Raw genomic sequence first — 26,007 nt, forward strand, 5'->3', positions numbered from 1 at the left:
TTCAGCCCAAGGTGATGACGGAGGTGGCGCCGTTGCGCCGCCCCAGGAGATTCAGAAGAATGGACAGCGCCGCTTCTCGCTCGGGCAAGGCCCGTGCCAGCCCGGTGAAGCGCAGGCGGTTACCGACCCACTGTCCGTCGCCCGAGAGCTGCAGCGGACCGTCGACGGTGGTCAGTTGCAGGGCCGGCACCGCACCGCCCAGCAGGCTGAGTCGGTAACTGCCCAGGGGGCGCAGCTGGGACACGCTGGAGGCGAGGTTTTGCACGTCGATGTCGGCGCGGCCGGCCAGCGTGAAACGGCCGTTGGCCAGGTGCACGGCGGTCTGGGTGGTGCGCAGCAGCAGCGTGCCTTCCGGTTGCAGCGTGTTGAACGGTGTGCCCAGGCCCGACAGCAAGGCAGCGGGCCAGGAAGAGCTGCCGTTGGCGACGCGGATATGAACGCCGTCCCAGCCCAGCGCGGCAGTCGCCACCAGCGGTGCCGGCGTGCAGCACGCCGCGAGCAACTGGATGCGCGCGCCGGTCCATTGCGGGCGAAGCTGCCATTCGATGCGGTCGGGCAGGGCGACGGCGTCGGTGCTGCCGCTGCCGCCGGCCAGAACCAGTTGCGCGGAACCGTTCCAGATGGTGCCGCGTGGCGAGGTGAGCAACAGATGGCCGCCGGTGGCCGAGGCGATGCCGCCGGTCAGCCAGCGGGCCGGCGCGAACAGCAGCAGGGCCACGAACAGGCCGAGCGCCGCACCGACGGCGGCCGCGACGAAACCGCTGTTGCGGCCGGGAGCAGCAGCGCGGGCGCCGGGCGCGCGGAAAGCGGTGGGGCGGCGGGCCATGGCTTCAGCTCGCCGGCAGGACCAGCACCATGGTGCCGTCCCAGCGGATGTCGTCGTTGGTCAGCGGGCGCGATTCGGCCGTCGGTGCGACGGCCTGGCTGCTGGGCGGCAGGTTGCCCGCGGCAGCGGAGGCGGCAGCGGCCGCGGCCGCCGCGACAGACGCTGCAATGGCAGCGGCAGGATTGGCGCTGTTCGCAGGAATCGTCGCAGCCGCTCGGGGGGTGGCGGGCGCCACGCGTACCGGCGTGCGCACCAGTCGCATCTCGACCGGCGCGACCCGCGCGTTGGTGCGCGCCTGGCCGAGCCATGCCGCCACGCTGGCCACCGGCGCGGCGCGCAATGTGACGACCGCGCGCTCGCCGCTGACCTGCATCTGGGCATGGTCGCCCATGGCCGTCACCGATTCCTGCAAGGCGCGCACCGCGGCATCGCGTCCGATCTTCGGCTGGGACGCGAGCAACTGCGCCTCTGCCTTGAGCATCAGCATCTGCTGCGTCTGCGCATCGAGCGCCAGGCGCCGGACCTGCACTTTCTGCAGCGAACTCAAGGCCGGCGCCAGAAAAATTGCCCAGACCAGCAGGATGCCCACGGCCGACAGGGCCAGCGTGCTCAGGTGGCGTTCGCGCGGTGAAAGCGCCTGCCAGCGAGCCTTCAGCGGCGCGATGGCGGCCGCGACGCGGACGCTGGCCGAGGGAGCGGCGGCGCGCTTCATGGTGCGGCCTCCGCATGCATCAACAGGGCTTCACCTTCCGCCCGGGCCACGATGCCCATGCCGCGCAAGGCCGCGATGGCGTTGGCGGATTCATCGCCCTGCAACTGCAGTCCGACCAGGCGCAGTTCGTTGCCCGAGAACTCGAAGGCCTGGGCGCTGCGGCCGGGCGGCAGCACCGAGCCGGTGGCTGCGAGCATCGCCTCGACGCCGGAGCTGGAAGCCACGCCGCTGGACTGGCGCAGGCGGGTGAGTTCACGCTGCATCTGGACGGGTGCGTCGATGACGACGCGCACCGTGGGGAAGGTGTCGGTCAGCACCGCGCGCACCTGCGCTTCCTGGGTGTCGACGGCGCGCTGTTCCTTCCAGGCCCAGGCGTTCAGGCCGACGACCTGGGCGGCGACCAGCAGGCCCGCGCCCCAGCGCGCGGCGCGCCATTGCGGGGCGCGCAGCAACTCGCCCATCAGGGCGCCGGCGCGCTTGGCGACCCGCGTACGGCCGCTATTGGCCAGATCGAACTGCGCCAGATCCCAGGGGCTGCGCGCGGATTCGAGCCAGCGCTCGGCCGAGGTCTGAATTTCGGGCGGCCGGCCGGCGGCGGCTTCGGCCAACACCGCGACAGCAGGTTCGGCATGGAAAGGCGCGGCGGCCACGTCGACCGGCAGCAACGAAAAAGAACTCGGCGCCAGGGGCAGCAGGGCCAGGCCTCCGCCCGGTGGCAGTCCGGTAGCCAGCAGCCAGGGCTCGTCCGGGGAGCCGAAGGCCTGCAGCGAAGAGTCGGCGCCGCCCGGCGCCCATTCGGGTACTACCCGCGCCACCGGCCGGCCCGCGGCTTCGAGTGCCGTGAGCGAGGAGCGCAGCCACTGCCGGTTGCAGACGGCGACCCAGGCCGATTCGCCGGCGGCCGCATCGGGCGCCAGGGCGAAGTGCAGGGCGGAGAGATCGTCGAGCAGGCGTTCTTCGAGCAGGCCGTCGAGCACCGCTCGCAGCCGTGGCGCGGTGTTGCCGCGCGAACTGGCGCGCAGCCCTGGCGGTAGCGCGACACGCTGCCACGACATGGCGCGGATCGGCACGACGGCGACGGTTTCACCCGCTCGTCCCGGCTGCGGCAGCAAGGCGGCGGGCGCGCTGGACTGCTGCTGGATCGATACGCCGTCGGAGGTGAGCACGTAGGCGAATTCCGAACCGGCCCAAGCGCTGCCATCGGCCGCCGGCAAGGGAAGTGAAACGAGAAGAGTGCTCATGGAAGTGCGCGCGATTGTAGAGAGCGGCTGTGACGATCGGGCGGGTGCGTTGCGTCAACGGGACACGGTGGCCGCTGGCGGCGGGGTGAGCGCTCCCCGCTCGCGCCAGCGCACGCGTACGGTGGTTCCTTCGCGGCCGACCAGCGACCGCTCTTCCACCACCGCCTGCTGCAGTCGCAGGCGCCCGCGCACTTCGAAAAAGTTCGACACCACGGCCTCATGATCATCGTCGAGCATGAGGTCGACACCGGCCTCGGCCTGCGCGTCGGCGAGGCTGCTGAACGGCTTGTTGGTGCGGGCGGTAGCCAGCCGCTGCGCCACCGAAGCGCTGACGCCGAGCGTGGCCGCCAACACCGGCACCGGTGCGGTGTTCAGGTTGACGGCGGTGCGTTTGGGCAGGATGTTGGCATAAGGCTGCAGCGTCTGGATGGTCGGCAGCGACACGCCGAACCAGGCGATTTCATCGAGCCGCTGGGGCACCAGCGTTGCGTCGGTCCCGCCGGCCAGCGACGCGCGCATGCCCTCGGCGATGAGCTGGGCCTGTTGCTCCGGCAGGTTCAGCTGGGCGCACAGGCGCTGCAGCGCGAGCAGCCAGCCTTCATCGATGAGGTTCCGGTCGGTCACCAGGTTGCGCAGGTTGAAGAGCGACTGCGCATCGGTGATCGAGCCGGAGAGAAAGACATCGTCGGCGTCCGAGTCGACCGTGTTGTTCTGGTCGGCCGCCAGAAAGCTCGACAGCCGGGCTTCCTGCAGCGGCACCGCCCAAGGCTGCGACAGGTTGTCGGTAAGCGTCTGGTTCGACGAAATGGCCGCGCGCCGCGATTCGCGCAGGATCAGCCGCGACCAGTCGAGCGCGCCGCCTAGCATCCAGGCGGCCTGCACCCGCGCCCGTTCGGACGTCTCGATCTCCACGTCGCGCCACTGTTGCCACAGCGCCGAGGCGGCGAGCGTGGCGACCATGGTCACCGTCAGCATGGCCGACAGCAGGGCCGCGCCGCGATGGCGGGAATTGCTTGGCCGGGCCCGGGCGTGCGTCGTCATTGCTCGCCCGCCACGCGTGGAGAAACCCAGTCGCGCGTGATGTTGCCGCTGAACGCCTGGCCGGCCGACAGCTGCAGTACCAGCCGCACCCCGTCGGGCAGCGTGGTGGTGCCGATCGCCGTGTTGGACGCCGCGACCGCCGCAGCGCTGGCCGCGCTGTTGGCCGCATCGCCGGAGGACAGCGGATTGGTCCAGGCGTTGTTGCGATAGAAGAAGATCTGCATCGCGTCCGCGCGGGCCACGGGCACCTCGCGCACGCGTTCGGCATCCCCCGGGTTCTGCGCCCAGAGCGATGCCTGGTTCCAGGCCTCGGTCCACTGCGCCAGCGTGACCAGCGGCGCGGATTCCCAGCGCAGCCACCAGCTGCTGCCATCGGGCTGGACGCGGCGGGTCCAGGCGGCCACGCGCAGGCCTTCGGTGGCCGCGCCGCTGCTGCGCCGGGTCATGCGCAGCGCACGGCCGTCCCAGTCGAGCGCGTTGGTGTTGGGCCGTTCGGTGATCGAATCCAGGTCGACGCCCCACTGCGCCAATCCGGCCTGCAGCGCCAAAACCTCGTCGCCTCGGATGCGCGTCTGCTCGCGGGCTCGGTACATGCCGTCGAGCCCGCGCCAGCTCAGCACCGCCAGCAGCGCCATGATGGTGATGGCGACCAGCAATTCGATGAGGGTGAAGCCGCGTTGTCGGCGCATGTTGTGCATCTCAGTAGCGACCGACGACGGTGGACAGCTTCAGGATCGGGTAGCGCCCGTCGTCCACCGCCGCGTCGACCCGCCGGAAACTCGGATTGGGCGTCGGCCGGATCGACACCCGCACATGCAGCACCTGACCGGCCTGCTCGCAGCTCACATCGTTGTCGGCCACGCTCGGCAGTTGCCGTGTCAGGCGCACGCGGGTGAGTTCGTTGCTCGCGCAGAGCTGGGCCAGCACGCTGTCGGACTGGCGCTGGGCGTTGCGGGTGAGCGCGCTGGTCGCCTGCATACCGGCCATGAGCGCAATGGCGACGATGGCCACGGCAACCAGCACTTCGACCAGGGTGAAGCCCCACATCGGCCGGCGCCGAGTGCGAGTCGGGATGCGTGATGGGGTGCTCATGGCGTGCCGGTCTGCTGCACGGAGAACGGCCGCAAGCCGTCCGTGCCGATCCGCAGTACGCGTTCCGGTTTGGCCAGAACCGCGATGGTGACTTCCTGTCGACCGATCAGCGGGTCCGGTCCCAGCCGCAGGATCGGATTGGCGCTGACCGTGCCGGTGCCGGCATCGAGCCATTGCGTGGGCAGAGCGCCCGTCGGCAGTCCGTCGAAGGCGAAGCCGCCAGGCGTGGAGCGCCACACGACCGGAATGCCGCTGGCACGCGACTGTCCCCGTGCCGCCTCCAACAAGGCCGCCAGCCGGCTGGCTTCGCGCTCCAGTTGGGTCTCCGACGGATCGCGCATCGCAAAGCTGACCCCAGCCGTGGCGAAGGCAATGATGGACAGCACGACCAGAATTTCCAGCAGCGTGAACCCCGCCGCTCGCCCGAGCGATCGCGCGCGGCCGGGCCGCGATGCGGACCGACCGCCGGGCCGCCCCAAGGCGGACCGCGCCTCCCCCTCGGGGGGTGGCGAACCACACGCCAGTGGGGAGCCGTGGGGCGATGAGGGCCGACCGCCGGGCCGCCCCAAGGCGGACCGCGCCTCCCCCTCGGGGGGTGGCGAACCACACGCCAGTGGGGAGCCGGGGGGCTCCTGTTTACTGCCAGCTGCCGATATCGGCATTCTTGCCCTCGCCGCCGGACTGCCCGTCCGCACCGAAGGACATTACGTCCACTTCTGCCTTCACCCCGGGGTTGAGGTACTGGTAGGCGCGGCCCCAGGGGTCGTTGGGCAGCTTGTCGAGATAGGGTTTCCAGTTGGCGGGCACCGGCGCGGAGGTCGGCCGTGCCACCAGTGCCTGCAAGCCCTGTTCGCCCGACGGATAGCGCTGGTTGTCCAGGCGATAGAGCTTCAGCGCCTGCATCAGGTTGTTGACGTCGGTGCGGGCGGCGGTAACCCGCGCGTCGTCGGCACGGTCGAGGACGTTGGGCACGATCAGCGCGGCCAGCACGCCGATGATGACCAGCACCACCATCAGTTCGATCAGGGTGAAGCCAGCCTGCAGGCGGCGCGGAAGTCGGCGTGAAATGCGGGACATGGGTGCTCGGGAGGGCCGGTGGCGAGGCATGAAAAATGACGGCGGCAGGGCCGACGCACCATGATAATCCCGTCATGCGACAGTTCTTCCCCTCTCGTCTGACCCGGCCGTTGGCCACATCGGCACTCTGGGCCCTGGCGTTCGCCAGTGCGGCGTTCTGGGGGCTGCGTTTGTCCGCGCCACCGGCTGGAGCGCCCTACGCGCCGCCGGCAGCGCCGCTGCCCGCGACGCCGGATTCCGCCGCACTGGCCCGACTGCTCGGCGCGCTGCCCGAGCCGGACGCCCCCGGCGCGCCGCCGGAGGCTGGCCGCTTCTCGCTGATCGGTGTCCTCGCCGGCCGCACCAGCGCTGGCGCGGCGCTGATCGCGGTCGATGGCCAGCCGGCCAAACCGTTTCGTGTCGGCAGCCAGGTGGTGCCGGGCTACGTGTTGAAGTCCGTGGGGCCCCGGCGAATCGTGCTGGGCGCGGAAAACGCACCGGCCGGTGGAGATTCCGGCGGCGGGCTCACCATCGAGATGCCGGCCTCTCGTCAGTAGCCCCAACTACCGGTTCGTCGGCGGCGTCGTCAGCACCAGGCATTCGCCGTAGCCGATGGGCTGCGAGGGCCACTGGGTCGCCGATTCGATCGTCGACGTGCCCTGCGCGATCAATTCGGCCGCACGCATCACGCCGGCATGGGTGATCCAGACACGATCGCCGGCCACCGGGGATCGCAACACGGCTGCGACGCGCGCCATGAACGTCGTTACCGATTCCCCGCCGCCGGGCGCCAGGTGAGCGAAGTCGCGGGTCCAGGCGTCGATCGCGGCGGCGCCGATGTCCTGCCAGCTGCGCCCTTCCCAGGTGCCGAAGTTCATTTCGGCCAAGGCTGCGTCTTCTGACAGCGCCAACGCCGGTCGCAGTCGCGCAATGGCTTCGGCCAGCTGCCGGCAGCGCCGAAGCGGCGAGCTCACCAGTGACCAGCCTGCCGGAACCCGGCCGGCCAGGTCTTGTGCCACCAGCGCGGTAGCGACCGGATCGGCGGCGACGTCCAGGTGCCCGTAGCAGATGCCGCAGTCCACGATCGGACGCGCGTGGCGTACCAGCCAGGTCGTGGGCATGGTCGTCTTGCCTAACGCAGCGCGCATGCCGCGCCGGCATAGAACGCGATCTCGCACACCTGCTGCGCGGCGCCGAGGCAGTCGCCGGTGAAGCCGCCGAGTCGGTGACGGAGCATCCGGCCGACCCACCACAAGGCGCCTGTGGCGCTCAGCATGCCGAAGACCACGAAACCGGCGCCTTGCATGCCGGCGACCAGCAGCAGGGCGGGCAGGCTCCAGGCGGCTGCGATGGCGAGTGCCTGACCGTCGATGCGGTCCGCCAGCGGCTTGCTCTTGGAGTGCGCCGCGTCGCCGACGTGCGGTAGAAAACGGACCAGCAGCAAAGGCAGGAAGCGCGAAAGCACATGCCCGGCGAGCAGTGCGGACATCGCGACGCCGACACCGTGACCGCCCAGCACCGCCAGCAGGGTGAGCTTGCAGGCAATGGCCAGCACCAGCGCGAGCGCGCCGTAACTGCCGATGCGGGAGTCCTTCATGATTTCCAGCGCGCGGGTGGCATCGGCACTTCCGCCCAGACCGTCGGCGGTGTCGGCCAGTCCGTCTTCGTGGAAGGCGCCGGTCAACAGGGCGGTGACGACCGTGCAGGCCGCAGCAGCGGCCAGCGGCACCAGCACGCCGGTTCCCAGCAGCAAGTTCGCGGCGCCATAGGCTACACAGGCGCTCCCGGCGACGATCCAGCCGACGCCCGGGAAGTGGCCGGCCGCCGCACGCAAGCGCGCCGGCGAGTAGCCTGCCCATTCCTCGACGACGCCGGTCACGGGAATGCGGGTGAAGAACTGCAGCGCCAGCAGAAAGTGGCGCAAGGCCTCGGCCAGCATGCGGAGCTTAGTCGCGCAGGAAAAGCCGATAGGCCGGGTTGTCGGTTTCCTCGATCCACGGATAGCCGAGCGAATCGAGGAAGTTCGCGAAGGCGGCGTCTTCGCCTTCGGGTACCTGCATGCCGACCAGGATGCGGCCGTAATCGGCGCCCTGGTTGCGGTAGTGAAACAGGCTGATGTTCCAGGTCGGCTGCATCAGACTCAAGAACTTCAGCAGCGCGCCGGGGCGTTCCGGAAAAACGATGCGCAGCAGGCGCTCCGGCGCGCCGCTGCCCGCGCCGAGCCGACCGCCGACCAGGTGCCGCAGATGTTCCTTGGCGATCTCGTCGTGGGTCAGGTCCAGCGTGGGAAAACCCAGCCCGGTGAAGAACTCGGCGATGCTGGTCGACTCGCCGCGCCGCGAAGTCGTCAGGCCGACGAACACCTGTGCCTCGCGGGCATCGGCGCGGTCGCGCATGCGGTAGTTGAACTCCGTCACGCTGCGCGGACCGCCGGGTAGTTGGCCGATGGATTCGCAGAAACGGCGGAAACTGCCGCGCTCCTCGGGAACCGTCACCGCGAACAGCGCCTCGCGCTCCTCGCCTACTTCGGCGCGCTCGGCCACGAAGCGCAGGCGGTCGAAGTTCATGTTGGCGCCGCACAGGATCGCGGCGTAGGTCTCGCCGGATCGGCCCTCGCGCTGTGCGTATTGCTTGATCGCCGCAACGGCCAGTGCGCCCGCCGGCTCGACGATGCTGCGGGTGTCCACGAAGACGTCCTTGATGGCGGCGCAGACGGCGTCGGTGTCGACCGTGATGAATTCGTCCACCAGGCCGCTGGCGATGCGGAAGGTTTCCTCCCCGACCAGCTTGACGGCGGTGCCGTCCGAAAAGAGCCCGACATCGGCCAGGGTGACGCGCTGTTGGGCGGCCACTGAACGCATCATCGCGTCGGAATCGTTCATCTGTACGCCGATCACCTTGACGCCCGGGCGCACCGCCTTGATGTAGTTGGCCACGCCCGACACCAGGCCGCCGCCGCCGATGGCCACGAAGACGGCGTCGAGCCGGTCGGAGCCCGGACCCTGGCCGATGCCCTGCACCTGGCGGAGGATTTCCATCGCGATGGTGCCCTGGCCCGCGATCACGTCCGGGTCGTCGAAGGGATGCACGAAAGTCAGGCCGTGTGCTTTTTCGAGCTCGACCGAATGCACGTAGGCATCGGAGTAGCTGTCGCCGTGCAGCACCACCTCGCCGCCGAGTGCGCGGACCGCGTCGATCTTGAGCTGCGGCGTCGTCGTGGGCATCACGATCACGGCCCGGGTGCCGAGCTTGCGGGCGCTCATCGCCACGCCTTGGGCATGGTTGCCGGCCGAGGCGCAGATGACGCCGCGCGCCAGCTGTTCGGCCGACAGGTGCGCCATCTTGTTGTAGGCGCCACGGAGCTTGAAGCTGAACACCGGCTGTTGGTCCTCGCGCTTGAGCAGCACGGTATTGCCCAGGCGAGTACTCAGGTTGCGGGCGCGCTCCAGCGGGGTTTCCACCGCGACGTCATAGACGCGGGCGTTGAGGATGCGGGTCAGGTAGTCGGCAGGGGAGAGCGGCTGCGGGTTCACGGTTGTCTTGACGGTGATTGGCGTAGCGCGAAGGCCTGCCGGGGCGCCGATCATAGGCGCCAAAGAAAAAAGCCCCGAGTCTTGCGACTCGGGGCTAAATCCACCAAAGGAGGAGGTGGAGGAGACAATCGGTGCGGCGAGCTAGGTAAAAACCTGTTTCGGGAAAAACCCGATGATCGCCGCGATGGGTTGAAGTATAGCGACCTCTTGCTGCGACGCAACAACCCCACCATTCGTCTGTTTGAGAAATGCGACATTACGATCCGCACCCCAGCACCGAAGAGGAAAGCGAAGAATGGAATGCACCGTAAGTTGGACCGGCGCGGCGGGAACGCGGTCGGCGATGGGTTTTGTGGCGGAAACCGGCAGTGGTCACCTGTTGGCCATGGACGGCGCCCCCGACGATGCGAAACCGGAGAACGGCGGCCGAAATCTGGCGGCGCGCCCGATGGAATTGCTGCTGGCCGGCACCGGCGGCTGCACCGCCTACGACGTGGTGCTGATCCTCAAGCGCGGGCGGCACGACGTGCGCGGCTGCTCCGTGCAACTGAGCAGCGAACGCGCCACCACGGATCCCAAGATCTTCACCAAGATCCACATGCAGTTCACCGTGACCGGCAAAGAAATCCCGGCGACGGCGGTGGAGCGCGCCATCGCCCTGAGCCACGACAAATATTGTTCGGCCAGCATCATGCTCGGTCAGATGGCCAAGATCACGACCGGCTTCACAGTGGTGGAAGCCAGCTGAGGCCACGCCGGCCGTACTCAGATGTAGTGCGCCGTCGTCGTCATGATTCGCGCGGCGCCGCGCATCATCGACCTGACCGGGCCGGGCAGTTCGACAGCACCCGCGTGCCTGGCTTCGCTGGCGTGCTCCTCTTCGTCGACTTTCATCTGGGCGACGATGGCTCGCGACGCGGTGTCGCCCGCCGGCAGTCGCTTGAGATGGGAATCGAGATGCTCGCTCACCTGGTCTTCCGTCTCCGCGACAAAACCCAGGCTCACCTCATCGCCGATGCGGCCGGCCACCAGGCCCAGGGCGAAAGCGCCGGCATACCAGAGCGGATTCAGCAGGCTAGGGCGCGAGCCCAGCGCGTCGAGGCGCTGGCGTGTCCACGCCAGGTGGTCGGTTTCCTCTCGTGCCGCAGCCTCCAGCTGCGCCCGAAGCTCCCGGTTGCGGGTGGCGGCCGCCTGCGCCGTGTAGAGCGCCTGCGCGCAGACCTCGCCCACATGGTTTACCCGCATGAAGGCGGCCGATTGTTTTTTCTCGGCGACCGTCAGTTCTGCCGGCAACTGGTCGACGGAGCCGCCAACCGGCGTCGGGCGTGACGCCCGGTGCTCGGCAAAAAGCGTTCGAAGGGCCGCATCGGCCGTGCGCAAGAGTTTTTCCATTGGTCGATCCTCGGCTCAAGTCCAGCGGTGCGCGCGCCGTGCGCCACAAGACCGCGTGGTTCGGACAGGGATTGTGGCCCGCCACCAACTGCGAAGTTCGCCGAGCGGCGTTGCTGCTGTAGGACCGCGCCGACGCCAATGTCGGCGGTATTCGATAGCTCGAATTATTCGTTGCTGTGATGCAACGAAACCCGGAATAGTGAACCTTTCCGCCCACAAATCCTTTGCGCCGTACGAAGCGGTCTGGTCGAATACGCCCAACTTCCGAAGAGGAGGTTGGCCCGGGGAACCGGCGGGAACATGGATGCGCGACACAGCGCACGAGTGCCTCCCTCGATCCGGCGCCCTCTGTTTAACCTTGGAGAAACTCGCAATGAAAAAATCTCTGATCGCCCTGGCTGTGCTGGCTGCTTCCGGCGCCGCGATGGCTCAATCGTCGGTGACCCTGTTCGGTATCATTGACGCTGGCGTCGGCTACGTGAAGTCCGACGGCGCTGGTCACACCACCGGCCTGCTGAACGGCGGTAACTCCACCAGCCGTCTGGGCTTCCGTGGTACCGAAGACCTCGGCGGCGGCCTGGCTGCCAGCTTCTGGCTCGAAGGTGCTCTGAACAACGACGTCGGCGGCGGCGCTTCCCAAACCACCGGTTTCGACTTCCAACGTCGTTCCACCGTCAGCCTGTCCGGCGCGTTCGGTGAAATCCGTCTGGGCCGTGATTTCGCTGCTACCTACCTGCCGTCGATCTCCTACGACGTGTCCGGTCAGCGTGGCTTCGAGCAGATCGAACAGTACGGCGCTACCCTGGCCGGCGTTGGCGGCCTGAACGGCACCACCCGCGTCAGCAACGCCATCGCTTACGTTCTGCCTTCCAACCTGGGCGGCTTCTACGGTAACCTGCAGTACGCATTCGGCGAACGCAATTCCCGTACCAACGCTGTCGTCAGCCCGATCACCGGCCTGAGCGCTACCGCTGGTACCGCGATCACCGACAAGACCGGCGACTTCATCGGCGGCCGTCTCGGTTACGCCAATGGCCCGCTGGACGTGGGTGGCTCCTACGGCGTGTTCCGTGACGCGGTTCGTACCGTGGCCGCTGGTTCCTACGCTGAAGACTACAAGATCGGCAACCTCGGCGCTTCGTACGACTTCGGTATCATCAAGCCAATGGTCTTCGTTCAGCAAGATCGCATCGACGGCCAAGCTGCTGTTGGTGGCTTCAAGATGAACACCTACTCCATCGGCGCTACCGCTCCGCTGGGCGCTGGTGTCCTGCGTGCACAAGCCAACCGTTACGACGTCAAGGACGGCCCGAACGTCGCTGCCAACAAGTTCTCGCTGGGTTATGTGTACAACCTGTCCAAGCGCACCGCTGTGTACGCCGACGTTGCTCGCATCAACAACCAAGGCGCTGGTACCCTGGGCTTCACCGGCGTCGGTGGCCTGACCCAAGCTGGCCCGACCGCCGGCGACAACACCACCGCTGTTGCCGTGGGTGTGAAGCACTCCTTCTAATGGCCCGGCTGGTTCGCCAGCCTCCAATAGAAATCAAAGCCCCCGGCGTTCGCGCCGGGGGCTTTTTTGCTATGCGGTGTGTCCCGGAACACGTAAGCTCGCATGCCATGTGCTCAAAACTCAATGTCGGCCGCCTGGCCCTGGTCTTCGCTTTGCTTGGAGTTCTGAGCGGGTGTGCATCTCGCGGCGACGCTCCATCCCAGGATGAGCCAGTTCCAGTGGCAGCAAGCCCGTTCGAGCGCTCGTGGACCCGATCTTTGGGCGACGTCGCCGGTCACTTGCAAGCTCTTCCGGCCTGGGAACGCTACCGGCTGCCGGGCAAACAGGAAACCAAGTACGAATTCGTCCAGGCCGATGACCGGGTGGCGGTCGCGGCTTCTTCGGACGCGTCGGCAAGCATGCTGCGGGCGCAGGTGGCGATTGCACCAGAGGCGCTGGGACGATTCCAGTTCTCCTGGAAGGTCGCGTCCCTGATCGATGGCGCCGATGTCGGTGTGCGCGAGTCCGACGACGCGCCGGTTCGCATCGTCCTGGCGTTCGATGGCGATCGCGGCCGTTTCACCGTCAAGGAGTCGGCGATGTCCGAGTTGGCCCGCGCGATCACTGGTGAAGAAATGCCCTATGCCACGCTGATGTATGTCTGGTGCAACCAGCGTCCGCCGGGCACGGTGATCGTGCATCCGCGCAGTTCACGGGTCAGGGCGATCGTGGTGGAGTCGGGGCCGGGACGCCTCGGACAGTGGACGACGTACAACCGCGATGTGCAGCGCGACTTCGAACGGGCGTTCGGCGAATCGCCCGGCAAACTCACCGGTGTGGCCTTGATGACCGACAGCGACAACACACGCAGCCAGGCGGCCGCCTGGTACGGTCCGCTTCGGTTCGAGAAGGCCTCGCCGCAAAAGATCAGTCTGGCGCCCTGAGCCGCGGTGACCGGCCTGGTTTATTTCGCGAAGAAATGCACCAGCACGGAGGTCATGGCGAGATAGCGCAGGAACTTGCCGATCAGCATGTAGAAGAGGCAGGGCCAGAACGGCAGCCTGAGCCAGCCGGCGACGGCGCATAACGGGTCGCCGACCAAGGGCAGCCAGCTCAGCAGGCAGGCCTTCGGTCCGAGCCGTTCCAGCCATTCGATGACGCGGGTGTGGTGTTTGGAATGGCTGTACCGGTCGGCGATCTTGTGGGCGCCGTATCCCATCCACCAGTCGAACGCGCCGCCGAGCGTGTTGCCGGCGGTCGCCACCAGGATGGCGGACCAGAACAATTCCGGGTTCAGGTGGAGCAAGCCGTAGAGAAAAGGCTCCGATCCGATCGGCAGCAGGGTGGCCGAGATGAAGGATGCGACGAACAGCGTGCTCAATCCGTATTGCGGAAGGGCAAGCATCTGGAGGAAGGTGTCAAGCCAGGATTGCATGTGGGGCAAGTATCGCAGCCGTGGCTGTTGCGCTGTAACCGCAGGGGCCGCTGCTGAAGTTTTAGGCAGCTAGAATCACGCCCTTCGCCCGCTGTCCTCGCCCCCATCCCTCCCACCACCGCCATGCAGATCGGCTCCATCGCACTCGCGAATCGGCTCTTTGCCGCGCCCATGGCGGGTGTTACCGATCGGCCGTTCCGCCAGTTGTGCAAGACGCTGGGCGCGGGATACGCCGTCAGCGAGATGGTCACCTCGCGCCGTGACTTATGGGCAAGCCTCAAGACGTCACGCCGCGCCAATCACGACGGGGAAATCAACCCGATCGCCGTACAGATCGCCGGCACCGACGCGGCCATGATGGCCGAGGCCGCTGCCTACAACATCGACCGTGGCGCGCAGATCATCGACATCAACATGGGTTGCCCGGCCAAGAAGGTGTGCAACAAGTGGGCGGGGTCGGCGTTGATGCAGGACGAGCCGCTCGCGCTTTCGATCGTCGAGGCGGTGGTGGCGGCTGCGGCACCGCGTGGCGTGCCGGTCACGTTGAAGATGCGCACCGGCTGGAGCGATGCGCATCGCAACGCGGTCTCGATCGCGCGCGCGGCCGAATCGGCCGGCGTGCAGATGCTCACCGTGCACGGACGCACGCGTGAACAGGGCTACCGCGGCCAGGCCGAATACGAAACCATCGCCGAGGTGAAACGCGCCGTGCGCATTCCGGTAGTGGCCAATGGCGACATCGACAGCCCGGAGCGGGCGCGCGACGTTTTCGCGGCCACCGGCTGCGATGCGGTGATGATCGGCCGCGCCGCGCAGGGCCGTCCGTGGATCTTCCGGGAGATCGGCCATTTTCTGGAGACCGGCGAACACCTCGCCCCGCCCCTGATCGCCGAAGTACGCCGTCTGCTGCTCGACCACCTCGAAGAGCACTACCAGCTGTATGGCGAGCTCACCGGCGTTCGCAGCGCACGCAAGCACATCGGCTGGTATGTGCGGGGCCTGCCGGGCGGCGAGGATTTTCGCAATCGGATGAACCGCATCGACGAATGCCGGCCGCAGTGGCAGGCTGTCGCCGACTACTTCGACACCCTCGGGTCGCATTCGGACCGCCTGCCGCAGCAGGACTTGGCGAACGACGAGCCCGAACAGGATAGCCAGCACGAAGACGCCTGCGGCTGACAGCCGGCGCCGCGGCACGCGGCGTGCTTCGGAAAAAAGAAGAGATCGAGAGAGAGAAGAGAGAGAAGAGCATGAGCAAACAACAGATAGAAACCTGCATTCGCGACAGCCTGCAGGGCTACTTTCGCGATCTGGGTGGCGAGCAGCCGCACGGCATGTACGACATGCTGATCCAGGTGATGGAACGCCCGCTGCTGGAAGTGGTGATGGCGGAAGCCGCGCAGAACCAGTCCCGCGCAGCCGATTGGCTGGGCCTCAACCGCAACACGCTGCGCAAGAAGCTCGTCGAGCACAAACTGATCAAATAAAAAAAGACTGATTTCGGGCGCTGTCCTGCCGCGCATTCCCGTCGTACCCAAATTCCCTTCCTGATGAACGCACTGCTTTCTGTTTCCGACAAGACCGGAATCGTCGAATTCGCCCGTGGCCTGCATGCCCTGGGCATTCGCCTGCTTTCCACCGGCGGCACCGCCGCCCTGCTGGCCAAGGAAGGCCTGCCGGTGACCGAGGTGGCCGAGGTCACCGGATTCCCGGAAATGCTCGACGGCCGGGTCAAAACCCTGCACCCGATGGTGCACGGCGGCCTGCTGGCGCGCCGCGACCTGCCCGAGCACATGTCGGCGCTGGCCGAGCACGGCATCGGCACGATCGACCTGCTGGTGGTCAACCTCTACCCCTTCGAAGCCACCGTGGCGCGCCCCGGCTGCACGCTCGAAGACGCGATCGAGAACATCGACATCGGCGGCCCGGCCATGGTGCGCAGCGCGGCCAAGAACTGGAAGGACGTCGGCGTGGTCACCGACGCCTCGCAATACGCCGACGTGCTGGCCGAACTGCAGGCCGGTGAGCTGTCGCGCAAGACCCGCTTCGCGCTGTCGGTGGCGGCCTTCAACCGCATTTCGCAGTACGACGGCGCGATCAGCGACTACCTCTCGCGTATCCAGGACGACGATTCCCACGCCTTGTTCCCCGGCCAGTCCAACGGCCGCTTCGTGAAGCTGCAGGACCTGCGCTATGGCGAGAACCCGCACCAGCAGGCCGCGTTCTACCGCGACCTGTACCCGGCGCCGGGCTCGCTGGTCACCGCGCGCCAGTTGCAGGGCAAGGAGCTCAGCTACAACAACATCGCCGATGCCGACGCCGCCTGGGAATGCGTCAAGAGCTTCGAGCAAGCCGCCTGCGTCATCGTGAAGCACGCCAACCCCTGCGGCGTGGCCGTGGGCCGCGATGCACTCGACGCCTATTCCAAGGCCTTCAAGACCGACCCCACCTCGGCCTTCGGCGGCATCATCGCCTTCAACCAACCGGTGGACGTGGCGGCCGCACAGGCTGTCTCCAAGCAGTTCGTCGAAGTGCTGATGGCGCCTGGCTTCTCGCCCGAGGCGCTGGAAATCTTCAAGTCCAAGGCCAATGTGCGCCTGCTAGAGATCGCGTTGCCGCCCGGTGGCGACACCGCCTGGTCGCAGGGCCGCAACGCCATGGACGTCAAGCGCATCGGTTCCGGCCTGCTGATGCAGACGGCGGACAACCGCGAGCTGACACTGGCCGAGCTCAAGGTCGTCACCAAGGTCCAGCCCACGCCCCAGCAACTGCAGGATCTGCTGTTCGCCTGGAAAGTCGCCAAGTACGTCAAGAGCAATGCCATCGTCTTCTGCAAGGACGGCATGACCATGGGTGTTGGCGCGGGCCAGATGAGCCGGCTCGATTCCGCACGCATCGCGAGCATCAAGGCCGAACATGCGTCCCTGAGCCTGGCCGGGACCGTCGTGGCGAGCGATGCGTTCTTCCCGTTTCGAGATGGACTCGACGTCGTGGTCGATGCGGGTGCGAGTTGCGTCATACAGCCCGGCGGCAGCATGCGTGACCCGGAAGTCATTGCGGCTGCGGACGAGCGCGGTGTCGCGATGGTGTTTTCGGGCGTCCGACACTTCCGCCATTGAGTCGCCGAGGCGCCGCGGGTGCGGCGCCTTTTCTCGTCGAGGCACGCGACACCCTCTTTTTTCTTTCGTTGGCGGATGCTAACTTCGGCGTTTTTTCGCACCGAAGGCCATGCATCCCCTCATTCCCGAAGCCGGCCCTGTCGACGGCGGTCCGACAAACTACCCGATCGACGCGCTGGCCGTGCTGGCACGATCGCGGGAACGATCCGGCGCTTTCGGACTGCGCCAGGACCATCCACCGGAACTGGCGATCCTCGACGCCGGCGAGCTGAGGCTGCTGCGCGAGCGCAACTCGTCGCTCGGCTCCCATGCGCGGCCGGTGATGGAAAACCTCTACGCGCAGATCGCCGGCACCCACAGCATGGTGCTGCTGACCGATCGGCACGGAACCATCCTGCAGTCGCTCGGTGATGCCGACTTTCTGGAGCGCGCGCACCGCGTGGCGCTACAGCCCGGCGTGGCCTGGTCGGAGCAATCGTGCGGCACCAACGCCATCGGCACTTCCCTGGTCGAGGGCGAGCCGATGCAGGTGCATGCCGATCAGCATTTCCTGCGCGTTCACCATTTCCTCAGTTGCTCTTGCGCGCCGATCCACGATCCGCTGGGCGAGCCGATGGGCTCGATCGACGTCAGCGGTGACCACCGTGGCCAGAGCAAACACACGCTGGCCCTGGTGCGGATGTCGGCCCAGATGATCGAAAACCATCTGTTCAGCCGGCATTTCGACGAAGCCGTGCAACTGCACTTTCATTCGCGGCCGGAGTTCCTCGGCACGCTGCTGGAGGGCATGGCGGCGTTCGACGCCGACGGGCGCTTTCTCTCGGCCAACCGCAGTGCGCTGTTCCAGCTCGGCATGTCCTTGCGCGCACTCCAGGCCCATACCTTCAGCTCGCTTTTCGGTCGGCCCATATCGGACCTGATGGGCCGTGCGCGCCGGGCATGCGACGAAGCGGTCGACCTGTGGATGCCGGGCGGCGTGAAGGTCGCCGGCCGTGCCCGCCTGCGCCGCGCCGCCGCGCTGCTTCCCGTCGGCACGATCGACCAGCCGTCGCCGGCATCGGCTGGGTCACGGCCGGTGGCGCGCACCGGATCGACCGCGTCGCCGGCCCATACCGGGCTGGAAGCGCTGCGTACGGGCGATGCGGCGGTATCGGCGCTGATCGACCGCCTGCAGCGCCTGGCCGGTCGCGACATCGCGGTGCTGATCCTCGGCGAGACCGGTACTGGCAAGGAGGTGCTGGCGCGCGCCATCCACCGCGATTCACCGCGCGCGGCCGGCCCGCTGGTGGCGGTGAACTGCGCCGCCCTGCCGGAGCACCTGATCGAGTCGGAGCTGTTCGGCTACGAGGAGGGCGCCTTCACCGGCGCGCGCCGCAAGGGCAGCCCGGGCCGGATTCTGCAAGCCAATGGCGGAACGCTCTTCCTCGACGAAATCGGCGACATGCCGCTCGCCCTGCAGGCGCGACTGCTGCGGGTGCTGCAGGAGCGGGAAGTCACGCCTTTGGGCGGCGGCCGGCCCCTGCCGGTCGATGTGGCGATCGTCTGCGCCACCCACCGCGATCTCCGCGCCTTGCGCGCCGCCGGCACCTTCCGCGACGACCTTTACTGGCGCATCAACGGATTGGTGGTGCGGCTCCCCGCCCTGCGCGAACGCAGCGACCTGCCGGTGATCGCGCAACGCCTGCTGCAGGCCGAGTCGGCCATGAGCGGATCGCCTGCGCCCCGGCTGGACGACGAGGTGCTGGACCTGTTCGCGCGCCACCCGTGGCCCGGCAACCTGCGGCAGCTCGCCAGTCTGCTGCACACCGCCGTCGCCCTGAACTGGGGTGCCACTCGCCTCGGCGTTCGCCAGCTCCCCGAAGACTTCCTCGACGACCTGGACATCGCCGCTGCGTGGCCCACCACCCCTTCCGAGGGATTGTTCGTGGCCGAGGCGCACGGATGCCGCGACGCTTTCTCGCTGCAGACCGTGACGGCGTCCGCCATCGAGCAGGCCATGCGCACGCATGGCGGCAACGTCTCGGCGGCGGCACGGGCGCTCGGCGTGGCGCGCAACACCGTCTACCGCCGGCTGCGCCAGCGCTAGCAAGCTGGCGGTCGCCTTTCACGTCGGTGCCTTCTGCCGCCTGGCTTTCTAGGCGGCCGCATGCTGGAGGGCCGACGCCCGGCGCGCGATGACCGGGCAGGTGTCGCGGAAACTGATGGCGAAACGCAGGCCGGTCGGTCGTTCGAGCGAGAAGACACCGGCGGGCCCGGGCACCGCGTCGAGCTCGAGTCGCAACTGATTCAGCCGGCGAAACTGCCCATGGCTCACGTAGAACGGGGACCCCTCGACCTCGCCGAGCAACACATCCATCTCCACCAGCGGGAAGTCGCCTTGTGCAAAGCACAGCGGCATGCCCGCCTGGCCGCCGCTGCCGGCTTGGTGGAACATCAGCGGTCCGTGCTCCATCTGCAAAGTTGCGATGAGCCGGCGCGCGGCGTCGGTGGCGAACACACGCTCGTCGCCGTCTGACGGGGGACCATCCAGGCGCGGCGGGTGGCAGCCGATGGCGGGCATGCGAACCGACATGGTCGGGCGGACAGTGGTGCGGATCGGCGGCTGCATCGGTAGTGGCATCGATAAAAAGGCGGGGCATATTTCGGCGCAGAGGCAGCCGAATTAGTGAAAGTGTGCGAACGCTTATCTTTTGAGTGCGACGTGCCCTTATGGCAAAACGCGTACCAGCTCGTTTTTCGGGCGATTAGCCTGGCGCCGATTCGGGCAGGGGTCGTCCGATTCGTCGCGTGTGCGCTGCAGGTGTTCCGTTTTGGCACGCCTGGAAGTGCCATAGTCGAACAATCGTCGGTGCCTCGGAGGCATCGCTCCTGCTCTCCCCTCATCGAAAGCGCATGCCTTTTCTCTCGATCCATCGACTTCCCGTGTCGAACCGGCGCCGGCTGTCCCGTCTCACCGTTCTGCTTGCCGCTGCTAGCGTGACATCGACCACTTGGGCGCAGAGTTCGACCGGTGTGCTGCCCGAGGTCGCGGTGCGGGGAAGCGCCGAGGCCCAGCGCCGTTTCGACTCGGCCGCCAGCCAGAGCAGCGTGGCCGTCGATGGATTCCGCACCGCCGCGCCGCTGGTGAACCTGTCGGAACTCCTGGTCGGTCAGCCGGGCGTGGTGGTGCAGGATCGCCAGAATTACGCGCAGGACCTGCAGATCTCGGTGCGCGGTTTCGGCTCGCGCTCCACGTTCGGCGTGCGCGGCGTGCGCATCCTGGTCGACGGCATTCCCGCGACCGCGCCCGATGGCCAGGGGCAGGCCGCTACCGCGCAACTGCCGTCGGCCGAACGCATCGACCTGCTGCGCGGCCCCCTGGCGCAGCTCTACGGCAACTCGGCCGGCGGCGTGGTGCAGGTCTTCACCCGCGAACCCCGGCCCGGTGGCGGCGCCAGCGCTTCGGTGGCGGCCGGCGCCTACGGACTGCGGGTGGCGGGCGCGTCCTTCGATTTCGGCGACCGTACGCTCGGCGGACTGCTCGACATCTCGCACATGCAGACCGACGGCTGGCGCGACCACAGCGCGGCCGAGCGCACCCACCTCAACGGCAAACTGGTGGCCCGCCCCAGCGCCGACACCAAGATCACCGCGCTGATCAACCTCTTCGACCAGCCGCGCGCGCAGGATCCGCTCGGGCTCACGGCGGCGCAGTTCCGGACCGATCCACGCCAGTCGGTGGCGGTGTCGGATGTTTTCAACACCCGCAAATCGATCGCGCAGAACCAGCTCGGCCTGGTGCTGGAGCAGCGCCTCGGCCCGCAGGATCGCGTCGAAGCGCGGGTCTACGGCGGCACACGCGACGTGACCCAGTACCTGTCCTTCAGCGGCGCGGCCACCAACAGCGCCGGCGGCGTGGTCGACCTCGGCCGGCGCTACGGTGGTGCGGCGCTCAGCTGGACACACACCATTCCCACCGCATCGGGCCTGCCGCTGTCTTGGACCGCCGGCCTGGCAGCCGACCGCCAGCGCGAGCAGCGCCAGGGTTTCGTCAACGACAACGGCGTGTCGGGCGCGCTGCGCCGCGACGAAGTCGACCGCGCCGGCAACACCGACGCCTTCGCCCAGATCGACTGGCAGGCCACCGACCGCTGGCGCTTCATCGCCGGCCTGCGCGCCAGCCGGGTCAGGCTGGCGGTGGACGATGGCTACGTCACCGCCGTCAACCCGAACGACAGCGGCGACCGGGAATACCGGCAGACCAGCCCGGCGCTGGGCGTGGTCTGGAGCGTGGCGGACAACCTCAACCTCTACGCCAACGCCGGCCAGGGATTCGAGACGCCGACACTCGCCGAGATGGCCTATAGCGTCGCCGGCACCGGCCCCAACTTCGGCCTCGGCGCGGCCCGCAGCCGCCAGTTCGAGGTGGGCGCCAAATGGCAGGCCGAGCGTTTGCGCCTCGAGGCCGCGCTGTTCGAAGCGCGCAGCCGCAACGAGATCGTACCGGCCGCCACCATCAACGGCCGCACCGTCTACCAGAACGCCGACTCGGTGGTGCGGCGTGGCGCAGAACTCGCCGTCGTCGGCAAGCCGTTCGGTTCGATGCGCTGGACACCTCGCTTGGCCTACACCCGGCTCGACGCCTACTTCGACAGCGCCTATTCCACCGCCGGCGGCGCCGCCGTGGCGCGCGGCAACCAGCTGCCCGGCACCGCCAAAGACACCGCCCAGCTCGTACTCGACGCCGAACCCGGCTTCGGCTGGCGCGTCGGCGCGGATGTGTCGCTGTCAGCCAAGGCCTTCGCCGACGACCTCAATACCCAGTCGGCCGCCGGCTACGGCACGGTGGCCCTGCGCGCCGGTCGAGAATTCCGCGCGGGCGGCGTGCGCTGGTACGCCTGGGGCCGGCTCGACAACCTGTTCGACCGCTCCTACGTCGGCTCGATGATCGTCAACGACGGCAACAGCCGCTTCTACGAATCCGCGCCCGGCCGCCGGCTGACGGTCGGCCTGCGCGGCCAGTTCGAATAGGCGCCGCGGCGGGTCAGAGCGAAGCGAATACCTCGGCGGCCGCGGCGATCGTCTCGTCGATGTCGGCGTCGGTGTGCGCGGCGCTCACGAAGCCGGCCTCGTACAGCGCCGGCGCGATGTACACGCCGCGGTCGAGCAGGCCGTGGAACAGCTTGCCGAACTTCGCGGTGTCCGACTTCAACACCTGCGCATAGTGCTGCGGCAGCTCGTCGAGCAGAAAGAAACCGAACATGCCGCCCTGGCTGTCCTTGCAGAACGCAATGCCGGCCTTGGCGGCGGCAGCGGCGAGGCCGTCGACCAGCCGGGTGGTGCGCGCCGACAGGGTGTCGAAGAAGCCCGGCTTGCTGATCTCCTGCAGCGTGGCCAGCCCGCAGGCGGTGGCCACCGGATTGCCCGAGAGCGTACCCGCCTGATAAACCGGGCCCAGCGGCGCGAGGTGTTCCATGATGGCGCGCGATGCGCCGAAGGCCGCCAGCGGCATGCCGCCGCCGATCACCTTGCCCATCACCGTGATGTCGGGCGTGATGCCCATCACGCCCTGCGCGCTGTGCAGGCCCACGCGGAAACCGGTCATCACCTCGTCGAACACCAGCATGGCGCCGTGGCGGGTGCAGAGCTCGCGCGCGGCTTGGGCGAAAGGCGCGCTGGCGCGCACGAAATTCATGTTGCCGGCGATCGGCTCCAGGATCACGCAGGCGATGTCGACGCCGTATTCGGCGAATGCCTGCTCCAGCTGCGCCACGTTGTTGAACTCGAGCACCAGCGTGTGCTGCACCACCTCCGGCGGCACGCCGGCGGAGGTGGGGTGGCCGAAGGTCGCCATGCCCGAGCCACCCTTCACCAGCAGCGCGTCGGCATGGCCGTGGTAGCAGCCTTCGAACTTGATGATGGTCTTGCGCCCGGTCACGCCGCGCGCCAGGCGGATCGCGCTCATGCCGGCCTCGGTGCCGGAGCTCACCAGCCGCACCATCTCCACCGACGGCACCATCGAGATGATCTTCTCGGCCAGCTCGATCTCGCGTTCGGTCGGCGCGCCATAGGAAAAGCCGTCGAGCGCCGCCTTCTGCACCGCCCCCAGCACGGCCGGGTGGCCGTGGCCCAGGATCATCGGGCCCCAGGAGCCGATGTAGTCGATGAAACGCTGGTCGTTGGCGTCCCAGAAATACGCGCCCTGCGCGCGCTGCACGAAGCGCGGCGTGCCGCCCACGGCGCGAAAGGCGCGCACCGGCGAGTTGACGCCGCCGGGGATCACCTGGCGGGCGCGTTCGAAGAGAGGAAGGTTGCGGTCGTCTGAAGTCATGGCTCTGGCGGGACGGAAAATTCGATGGCGGGCAGGCGGGTTCAGTGCTGCGTGTCGGGCGGCGGCATCACGAAGCGTTCGAGCGCCTGGTTGATGTCGGCGCTGGCCTTTTCCTGCTCTTCCTCGTCGTCCTCGGGCTGGGCCCAGAACAGGCGGTCGGGCAGCACGTTGCCCATGCCGGGACGAAAGCCACCGTCGAGGCTGCGGTCGAGGTAGTGCAGGGCTTCGCCGCAGGCCTCGCCCAGGTCGCTGCCGTTGGCGATGAGGGCGGTGAGCGATGCGGTCACGGTATCGCCGGCGCCGGAGAAGACCGCGTCGAACAGCTCGAACTTGGCGGTGGCCAGCACGGCCTGCGGCGAGCAGAGCGAGTTCTCCACGAACTGCTCGGGCAGCGGAATGCCGGTCACCAGGGTGTAGGGCACGCCGGATTCACCCGCCGCGCGGGCGATGTCGCGGGCGGTGGGGCTGCGCTGGTTCTGCCAGTCGGGCAGCAGCCAGCGCCACAGCGTGCCGTGGTTGCCGACCAGCACCGTGGTCTGCGGCAGCAGCAGTTCGCGAAAGGCATCGTGGTAGGCGTCGATCTCGTCCTCGGACCACCAGGACAGATCGGGCATGTAGGCGATGAGCGGCAGGTCGTCGTAGTCGGCGGCGATCTCGGCGATGGCGCCGAGGTTGGCCGGCGTGCCGGCGAAGCCGACCTTGATCGCGTCGACCGGCACGTCTTCGAGCACCACGCGGGCCTGTTCGGCGACCGCGTCTTCGTCGAGCGCGAAGAACTCGAAGATCTTGGCGCTGTCGCGCACGTAGGTGCCGGTGGCCACCGCCAGCGCATGGCCGCCGACCGAGGCCACGGCCAGGATGTCGCCCGCGAGGCCGCCGGCGCCGCTGGGGTCGTTGGCATTGAATGCGAGCACGCAGGCCGGGCGTTCGTCTTCGTCGTCCTCCGGCACGTCGTCGGCAAGGGACACGAGGTCTTTGGGGGGAATGGACATGGGGGAGAAGGGGAGGGCGAAGCGGTCGAAGGGCGAGGCGGGCCTGCAGGCCGGGGCCAGCGTGCATTGTGCAACGTTCTCTCCGCGCGGGCCGGCACGCGCAACACCAGTCGATACAATCGTTGACTTCGAATTCGAAGCCCCAATAAGCTGTGACTGACCCCAAAACGTGGATGTGTTTGATTTGCGGATGGATTTATGACGAATCCACCGGCGTTCCCGAAGACGGCATTGCGCCCGGTACGCCCTGGGACCAGGTTCCAATGAACTGGACCTGCCCCGAATGCGGTGCGCGCAAGGAAGACTTCGAGATGGTGCAGATCTAAAAGGTCCGAACGGAAACGGCACGCCGAATCCATTCGAACCTTCCGAGATGGCGACAGGCTTTCAGCTGTTTGCGAGTCCGAACGACGACGGGGAGAAGCCGTGAGCACAAGCCCGAAAGGCTGCAGGGTTCTGGTGGTGGACGACAGCAACACCATCCGGCGCAGCGCCGAGATCTTTCTCAAGCAGGGCGGCCACGAGGTGCTGCTGGCCGAGGACGGCTTCGACGCGCTCGCCAAGGTCAACGACTTCGAGCCCGAGCTGATCTTCTGCGACATCCTCATGCCCCGGCTCGACGGTTACCAGACCTGTGCCATCGTCAAGCGCAACCCGCGCTTCGCCGCCACGCCGGTCGTCATGCTCTCGTCCAAGGACGGCGTGTTCGACCGGGCGCGCGGCCGCATGGTCGGCTGCCAGGACTACCTGACCAAACCCTTCACCAAGGACCAGCTGCTCCATGTGGTGCAGCAGCTGGCTCCATCGCAGACAGGAGTCGTCTGATGCCTATCCAGAAGGTGCTCGTCGTCGACGACTCCAAGACCGAACTGATGTTCCTCACCGACCTGCTGAAGAAAATCGGCATGGCGGTGCGTACCGCCGAGAACGCCGAGCAGGCGATGGACCGGCTGGCCGAGGAAAAGCCCGACCTGATCCTGATGGACGTGGTCATGCCCGGCCAGAGCGGTTTCCAGCTCACTCGCACCATCACCCGCAACCCCGCCTACGCGGACGTGCCGGTGATCATGTGCACCAGCAAGAACCAGCAGACCGACCGCGTCTGGGGCATGCGCCAGGGCGCGCGCGCCTACCTGGTCAAGCCGGTCGATCCGGCCGAACTCAAGGCCCGCATCGCCGAACTCGGCTGAGGCCGACCGACATGGCCAACCGCCAGGCGCTGCGCGATCTTCAGAACCGGCTCGCGAGCCGCCTGCAGGCCGCGCGCAACGATGGTTCGTCGCTGGCCTGGCTGGCGGCCGAGGCCGGGTCGGGCCGCTATCTCTTTCCCCTGAGCCAGGCCGGCGAGATCTTTCCCTCGACCCCGGTCCAGCCGGTGCCCTACACCGCGTCCTGGTTCCTGGGCGTGGCCAACCTGCGCGGCAACCTGGCCGGCGTGGCCGACCTGCGCAGCCTGGTCGATCCGCGGGTCGCGCCGCGCCGCGCCGCCAACCTGCCGGCCGAGGCCAGCCTGCTGAGCTTCAACGCGCTGCTCGGCGTGCAGTGCGTGCTGGTGATCGACCGCCTTGCGGGTCTGCGGGGCGGCGAAGCCTTTTCGGCGGTCGACGCCCGCAGCGAAGATGCGCCGACCTGGTTTGGCGCCGTCTACATCGACCCACAGCGGCAGCGCTGGCAGGAAATCGACCTGCAGGCCCTCGCCGCCCATCCCTCCTTCCTCGGCATTGCGGCCTGAGGCAGCGTTCCCTCTTTCTTGCCAGGCTCGTTCC

General features: G+C 67.9%; 29 protein-coding genes. 13 read left to right on the forward strand and 16 right to left on the reverse strand.

The window, feature by feature from the left end:
- Window position 1 precedes the first annotated feature (1 nt).
- The 8 genes from gspN to gspG form a co-directional block, all read right to left on the reverse strand.
- Window positions 2–826, reverse strand: a complete 825-nt coding sequence (gspN, locus tag R9X41_RS02215) for a type II secretion system protein N (protein ID WP_318633273.1) — start codon at window positions 824–826, stop codon at window positions 2–4.
- Between the two features lie 4 nt (window positions 827–830).
- Window positions 831–1,538, reverse strand: coding sequence for a type II secretion system protein M (gspM, locus tag R9X41_RS02220; RefSeq protein ID WP_318633274.1), 708 nt, complete (start codon window positions 1,536–1,538; stop codon window positions 831–833).
- Entirely contained in the window at window positions 1,535–2,779 is a 1,245-nt protein-coding gene (gspL, locus tag R9X41_RS02225; RefSeq protein ID WP_318633275.1) for a type II secretion system protein GspL, read from the reverse strand. Before gspL ends, gspM begins: the two co-directional genes overlap by 4 nt.
- A 54-nt stretch (window positions 2,780–2,833) precedes the next feature.
- Window positions 2,834–3,820, reverse strand: coding sequence for a type II secretion system minor pseudopilin GspK (gene gspK, locus R9X41_RS02230; RefSeq protein WP_318633276.1), 987 nt, complete (start codon window positions 3,818–3,820; stop codon window positions 2,834–2,836).
- A complete protein-coding gene (locus tag R9X41_RS02235) occupies window positions 3,817–4,509 on the reverse strand; it encodes a PulJ/GspJ family protein (protein ID WP_318633277.1) in 693 nt (230 codons plus the stop codon). Before R9X41_RS02235 ends, gspK begins: the two co-directional genes overlap by 4 nt.
- Window positions 4,510–4,519: 10 nt before the next feature.
- Window positions 4,520–4,912: a type II secretion system minor pseudopilin GspI gene (gene gspI, locus R9X41_RS02240; protein ID WP_318633278.1), complete on the reverse strand. Its 393-nt coding sequence runs from the start codon at window positions 4,910–4,912 to the stop codon at window positions 4,520–4,522.
- Window positions 4,909–5,391, reverse strand: a complete 483-nt coding sequence (locus R9X41_RS02245; RefSeq protein WP_318633279.1) for a prepilin-type N-terminal cleavage/methylation domain-containing protein — start codon at window positions 5,389–5,391, stop codon at window positions 4,909–4,911. The genes gspI and R9X41_RS02245 overlap by 4 nt, the downstream gene beginning before the upstream one ends.
- A 157-nt stretch (window positions 5,392–5,548) precedes the next feature.
- Entirely contained in the window at window positions 5,549–5,989 is a 441-nt protein-coding gene (gene gspG, locus R9X41_RS02250) for a type II secretion system major pseudopilin GspG (protein ID WP_318633280.1), read from the reverse strand.
- Between the two features lie 74 nt (window positions 5,990–6,063).
- Between gspG and R9X41_RS02255 the strand changes: the two genes are divergently transcribed.
- On the forward strand, window positions 6,064–6,525 hold the full coding sequence (locus R9X41_RS02255) for a type II secretion system protein N (protein WP_318633281.1): 462 nt from the start codon (window positions 6,064–6,066) through the stop codon (window positions 6,523–6,525).
- 6 nt (window positions 6,526–6,531) lie between these two features.
- Here the strand turns inward: R9X41_RS02255 and R9X41_RS02260 are convergent, their stop codons facing one another.
- From R9X41_RS02260 to ilvA, 3 genes are read right to left on the reverse strand one after another with little or no spacing between them, the layout of a single operon-like run.
- On the reverse strand, window positions 6,532–7,089 hold the full coding sequence (locus R9X41_RS02260) for a histidine phosphatase family protein (RefSeq protein ID WP_318633282.1): 558 nt from the start codon (window positions 7,087–7,089) through the stop codon (window positions 6,532–6,534).
- 11 nt (window positions 7,090–7,100) lie between these two features.
- Complete coding sequence (locus R9X41_RS02265; RefSeq protein WP_318633283.1) at window positions 7,101–7,907, reverse strand: adenosylcobinamide-GDP ribazoletransferase; 807 nt, start codon at window positions 7,905–7,907, stop codon at window positions 7,101–7,103.
- Window positions 7,908–7,914: 7 nt separating this feature from the next.
- Window positions 7,915–9,555 (reverse strand): threonine ammonia-lyase, biosynthetic, encoded by a 1,641-nt coding sequence (gene ilvA, locus R9X41_RS02270; protein ID WP_412556654.1) that lies wholly within the window; start codon window positions 9,553–9,555, stop codon window positions 7,915–7,917.
- A gap of 241 nt (window positions 9,556–9,796) precedes the next feature.
- On the opposite strand from ilvA, the gene R9X41_RS02275 reads away from it, so the two are divergent.
- Window positions 9,797–10,249 (forward strand): OsmC family protein, encoded by a 453-nt coding sequence (locus R9X41_RS02275; protein ID WP_318633285.1) that lies wholly within the window; start codon window positions 9,797–9,799, stop codon window positions 10,247–10,249.
- Between the two features lie 17 nt (window positions 10,250–10,266).
- Here R9X41_RS02275 and coq7 read toward each other — a convergent pair whose 3' ends face one another.
- Complete coding sequence (gene coq7, locus R9X41_RS02280; protein WP_318633286.1) at window positions 10,267–10,893, reverse strand: 2-polyprenyl-3-methyl-6-methoxy-1,4-benzoquinone monooxygenase; 627 nt, start codon at window positions 10,891–10,893, stop codon at window positions 10,267–10,269.
- Window positions 10,894–11,266: 373 nt separating this feature from the next.
- On the opposite strand from coq7, the gene R9X41_RS02285 reads away from it, so the two are divergent.
- On the forward strand, window positions 11,267–12,406 hold the full coding sequence (locus tag R9X41_RS02285; RefSeq protein ID WP_318633287.1) for a porin: 1,140 nt from the start codon (window positions 11,267–11,269) through the stop codon (window positions 12,404–12,406).
- A gap of 257 nt (window positions 12,407–12,663) precedes the next feature.
- Window positions 12,664–13,329 carry a DUF3047 domain-containing protein gene (locus tag R9X41_RS02290; RefSeq protein ID WP_318633288.1) on the forward strand — a complete coding sequence of 222 codons (666 nt, stop codon included), beginning with the start codon at window positions 12,664–12,666 and terminating at the stop codon, window positions 13,327–13,329.
- 20 nt (window positions 13,330–13,349) lie between these two features.
- On the opposite strand, the gene R9X41_RS02295 is transcribed toward R9X41_RS02290, so the two are convergent.
- On the reverse strand, window positions 13,350–13,820 hold the full coding sequence (locus R9X41_RS02295; RefSeq protein WP_318633289.1) for a YqaA family protein: 471 nt from the start codon (window positions 13,818–13,820) through the stop codon (window positions 13,350–13,352).
- A gap of 123 nt (window positions 13,821–13,943) precedes the next feature.
- On the opposite strand from R9X41_RS02295, the gene dusB reads away from it, so the two are divergent.
- From dusB to R9X41_RS02315, 4 genes are all read left to right on the forward strand, one after another.
- Window positions 13,944–14,999, forward strand: a complete 1,056-nt coding sequence (dusB, locus tag R9X41_RS02300) for a tRNA dihydrouridine synthase DusB (RefSeq protein ID WP_318633290.1) — start codon at window positions 13,944–13,946, stop codon at window positions 14,997–14,999.
- Window positions 15,000–15,070: 71 nt separating this feature from the next.
- Window positions 15,071–15,307, forward strand: a complete 237-nt coding sequence (locus tag R9X41_RS02305; RefSeq protein ID WP_318633291.1) for a Fis family transcriptional regulator — start codon at window positions 15,071–15,073, stop codon at window positions 15,305–15,307.
- A gap of 63 nt (window positions 15,308–15,370) precedes the next feature.
- On the forward strand, window positions 15,371–16,939 hold the full coding sequence (gene purH / locus R9X41_RS02310) for a bifunctional phosphoribosylaminoimidazolecarboxamide formyltransferase/IMP cyclohydrolase (RefSeq protein WP_318633292.1): 1,569 nt from the start codon (window positions 15,371–15,373) through the stop codon (window positions 16,937–16,939).
- A 109-nt stretch (window positions 16,940–17,048) separates the two neighbouring features.
- Entirely contained in the window at window positions 17,049–19,025 is a 1,977-nt protein-coding gene (locus R9X41_RS02315; protein WP_318633293.1) for a sigma-54-dependent Fis family transcriptional regulator, read from the forward strand.
- Window positions 19,026–19,073: 48 nt separating this feature from the next.
- Here the strand turns inward: R9X41_RS02315 and R9X41_RS02320 are convergent, their stop codons facing one another.
- Window positions 19,074–19,559, reverse strand: coding sequence for a DUF779 domain-containing protein (locus R9X41_RS02320; protein WP_318633294.1), 486 nt, complete (start codon window positions 19,557–19,559; stop codon window positions 19,074–19,076).
- A 272-nt stretch (window positions 19,560–19,831) separates the two neighbouring features.
- Between R9X41_RS02320 and R9X41_RS02325 the strand changes: the two genes are divergently transcribed.
- Complete coding sequence (locus tag R9X41_RS02325) at window positions 19,832–21,949, forward strand: TonB-dependent receptor family protein (RefSeq protein WP_318633295.1); 2,118 nt, start codon at window positions 19,832–19,834, stop codon at window positions 21,947–21,949.
- Between the two features lie 13 nt (window positions 21,950–21,962).
- On the opposite strand, the gene hemL is transcribed toward R9X41_RS02325, so the two are convergent.
- Window positions 21,963–23,249 carry a glutamate-1-semialdehyde 2,1-aminomutase gene (hemL, locus tag R9X41_RS02330; protein WP_318633296.1) on the reverse strand — a complete coding sequence of 429 codons (1,287 nt, stop codon included), beginning with the start codon at window positions 23,247–23,249 and terminating at the stop codon, window positions 21,963–21,965.
- 41 nt (window positions 23,250–23,290) lie between these two features.
- Window positions 23,291–24,241 (reverse strand): bifunctional hydroxymethylpyrimidine kinase/phosphomethylpyrimidine kinase, encoded by a 951-nt coding sequence (gene thiD, locus R9X41_RS02335; protein WP_318633297.1) that lies wholly within the window; start codon window positions 24,239–24,241, stop codon window positions 23,291–23,293.
- Window positions 24,242–24,414: 173 nt separating this feature from the next.
- Between thiD and R9X41_RS02340 the strand changes: the two genes are divergently transcribed.
- The 4 genes from R9X41_RS02340 to R9X41_RS02355 all read left to right on the forward strand — a co-directional run bounded on the left by R9X41_RS02340 (window position 24,415) and on the right by R9X41_RS02355 (window position 25,973).
- Window positions 24,415–24,567: a rubredoxin gene (locus R9X41_RS02340; RefSeq protein ID WP_268236194.1), complete on the forward strand. Its 153-nt coding sequence runs from the start codon at window positions 24,415–24,417 to the stop codon at window positions 24,565–24,567.
- Between the two features lie 100 nt (window positions 24,568–24,667).
- On the forward strand, window positions 24,668–25,066 hold the full coding sequence (locus R9X41_RS02345; RefSeq protein WP_318633298.1) for a response regulator: 399 nt from the start codon (window positions 24,668–24,670) through the stop codon (window positions 25,064–25,066).
- Window positions 25,066–25,431, forward strand: coding sequence for a response regulator (locus tag R9X41_RS02350; RefSeq protein ID WP_318633299.1), 366 nt, complete (start codon window positions 25,066–25,068; stop codon window positions 25,429–25,431). Before R9X41_RS02345 ends, R9X41_RS02350 begins: the two co-directional genes overlap by 1 nt.
- Before the next feature lie 11 nt (window positions 25,432–25,442).
- Window positions 25,443–25,973 carry a chemotaxis protein CheW gene (locus R9X41_RS02355; protein ID WP_318633300.1) on the forward strand — a complete coding sequence of 177 codons (531 nt, stop codon included), beginning with the start codon at window positions 25,443–25,445 and terminating at the stop codon, window positions 25,971–25,973.
- The last annotated feature ends 34 nt before the right edge of the window (window positions 25,974–26,007 follow it).

The sequence above is a fragment of the Xylophilus sp. GOD-11R genome (genome assembly GCF_033546935.1).
Taxonomy (GTDB): Bacteria; Pseudomonadota; Gammaproteobacteria; order Burkholderiales; family Burkholderiaceae_C; genus Xylophilus.

Bases quoted from the DNA above. Each gene is read 5' to 3' on its own strand.
- R9X41_RS02235 (WP_318633277.1), bottom strand. From the start codon at position 4,509: ATGCGCCGACAACGCGGCTTCACCCTCATCGAATTGCTGGTCGCCATC.
- hemL (WP_318633296.1), bottom strand. From the start codon at position 23,249: ATGACTTCAGACGACCGCAACCTTCCTCTCTTCGAACGCGCCCGCCAG.
- ilvA (WP_412556654.1), bottom strand. From the start codon at position 9,555: ATGATCGGCGCCCCGGCAGGCCTTCGCGCTACGCCAATCACCGTCAAG.
- gspK (WP_318633276.1), bottom strand. From the start codon at position 3,820: ATGACGACGCACGCCCGGGCCCGGCCAAGCAATTCCCGCCATCGCGGC.
- gspL (WP_318633275.1), bottom strand. From the start codon at position 2,779: ATGAGCACTCTTCTCGTTTCACTTCCCTTGCCGGCGGCCGATGGCAGC.
- gspN (WP_318633273.1), bottom strand. From the start codon at position 826: ATGGCCCGCCGCCCCACCGCTTTCCGCGCGCCCGGCGCCCGCGCTGCT.
- R9X41_RS02350 (WP_318633299.1), top strand. From the start codon at position 25,066: ATGCCTATCCAGAAGGTGCTCGTCGTCGACGACTCCAAGACCGAACTG.
- R9X41_RS02295 (WP_318633289.1), bottom strand. From the start codon at position 13,820: ATGCAATCCTGGCTTGACACCTTCCTCCAGATGCTTGCCCTTCCGCAA.
- R9X41_RS02325 (WP_318633295.1), top strand. From the start codon at position 19,832: ATGCCTTTTCTCTCGATCCATCGACTTCCCGTGTCGAACCGGCGCCGG.
- R9X41_RS02305 (WP_318633291.1), top strand. From the start codon at position 15,071: ATGAGCAAACAACAGATAGAAACCTGCATTCGCGACAGCCTGCAGGGC.
- gspM (WP_318633274.1), bottom strand. From the start codon at position 1,538: ATGAAGCGCGCCGCCGCTCCCTCGGCCAGCGTCCGCGTCGCGGCCGCC.
- R9X41_RS02275 (WP_318633285.1), top strand. From the start codon at position 9,797: ATGGAATGCACCGTAAGTTGGACCGGCGCGGCGGGAACGCGGTCGGCG.
- purH (WP_318633292.1), top strand. From the start codon at position 15,371: ATGAACGCACTGCTTTCTGTTTCCGACAAGACCGGAATCGTCGAATTC.
- gspG (WP_318633280.1), bottom strand. From the start codon at position 5,989: ATGTCCCGCATTTCACGCCGACTTCCGCGCCGCCTGCAGGCTGGCTTC.
- thiD (WP_318633297.1), bottom strand. From the start codon at position 24,241: ATGTCCATTCCCCCCAAAGACCTCGTGTCCCTTGCCGACGACGTGCCG.
- R9X41_RS02320 (WP_318633294.1), bottom strand. From the start codon at position 19,559: ATGCCACTACCGATGCAGCCGCCGATCCGCACCACTGTCCGCCCGACC.
- gspI (WP_318633278.1), bottom strand. From the start codon at position 4,912: ATGAGCACCCCATCACGCATCCCGACTCGCACTCGGCGCCGGCCGATG.
- R9X41_RS02265 (WP_318633283.1), bottom strand. From the start codon at position 7,907: ATGCTGGCCGAGGCCTTGCGCCACTTTCTGCTGGCGCTGCAGTTCTTC.
- R9X41_RS02285 (WP_318633287.1), top strand. From the start codon at position 11,267: ATGAAAAAATCTCTGATCGCCCTGGCTGTGCTGGCTGCTTCCGGCGCC.
- R9X41_RS02355 (WP_318633300.1), top strand. From the start codon at position 25,443: ATGGCCAACCGCCAGGCGCTGCGCGATCTTCAGAACCGGCTCGCGAGC.
- coq7 (WP_318633286.1), bottom strand. From the start codon at position 10,893: ATGGAAAAACTCTTGCGCACGGCCGATGCGGCCCTTCGAACGCTTTTT.
- R9X41_RS02260 (WP_318633282.1), bottom strand. From the start codon at position 7,089: ATGCCCACGACCTGGCTGGTACGCCACGCGCGTCCGATCGTGGACTGC.
- R9X41_RS02315 (WP_318633293.1), top strand. From the start codon at position 17,049: ATGCATCCCCTCATTCCCGAAGCCGGCCCTGTCGACGGCGGTCCGACA.
- dusB (WP_318633290.1), top strand. From the start codon at position 13,944: ATGCAGATCGGCTCCATCGCACTCGCGAATCGGCTCTTTGCCGCGCCC.
- R9X41_RS02340 (WP_268236194.1), top strand. From the start codon at position 24,415: ATGTGTTTGATTTGCGGATGGATTTATGACGAATCCACCGGCGTTCCC.
- R9X41_RS02255 (WP_318633281.1), top strand. From the start codon at position 6,064: ATGCGACAGTTCTTCCCCTCTCGTCTGACCCGGCCGTTGGCCACATCG.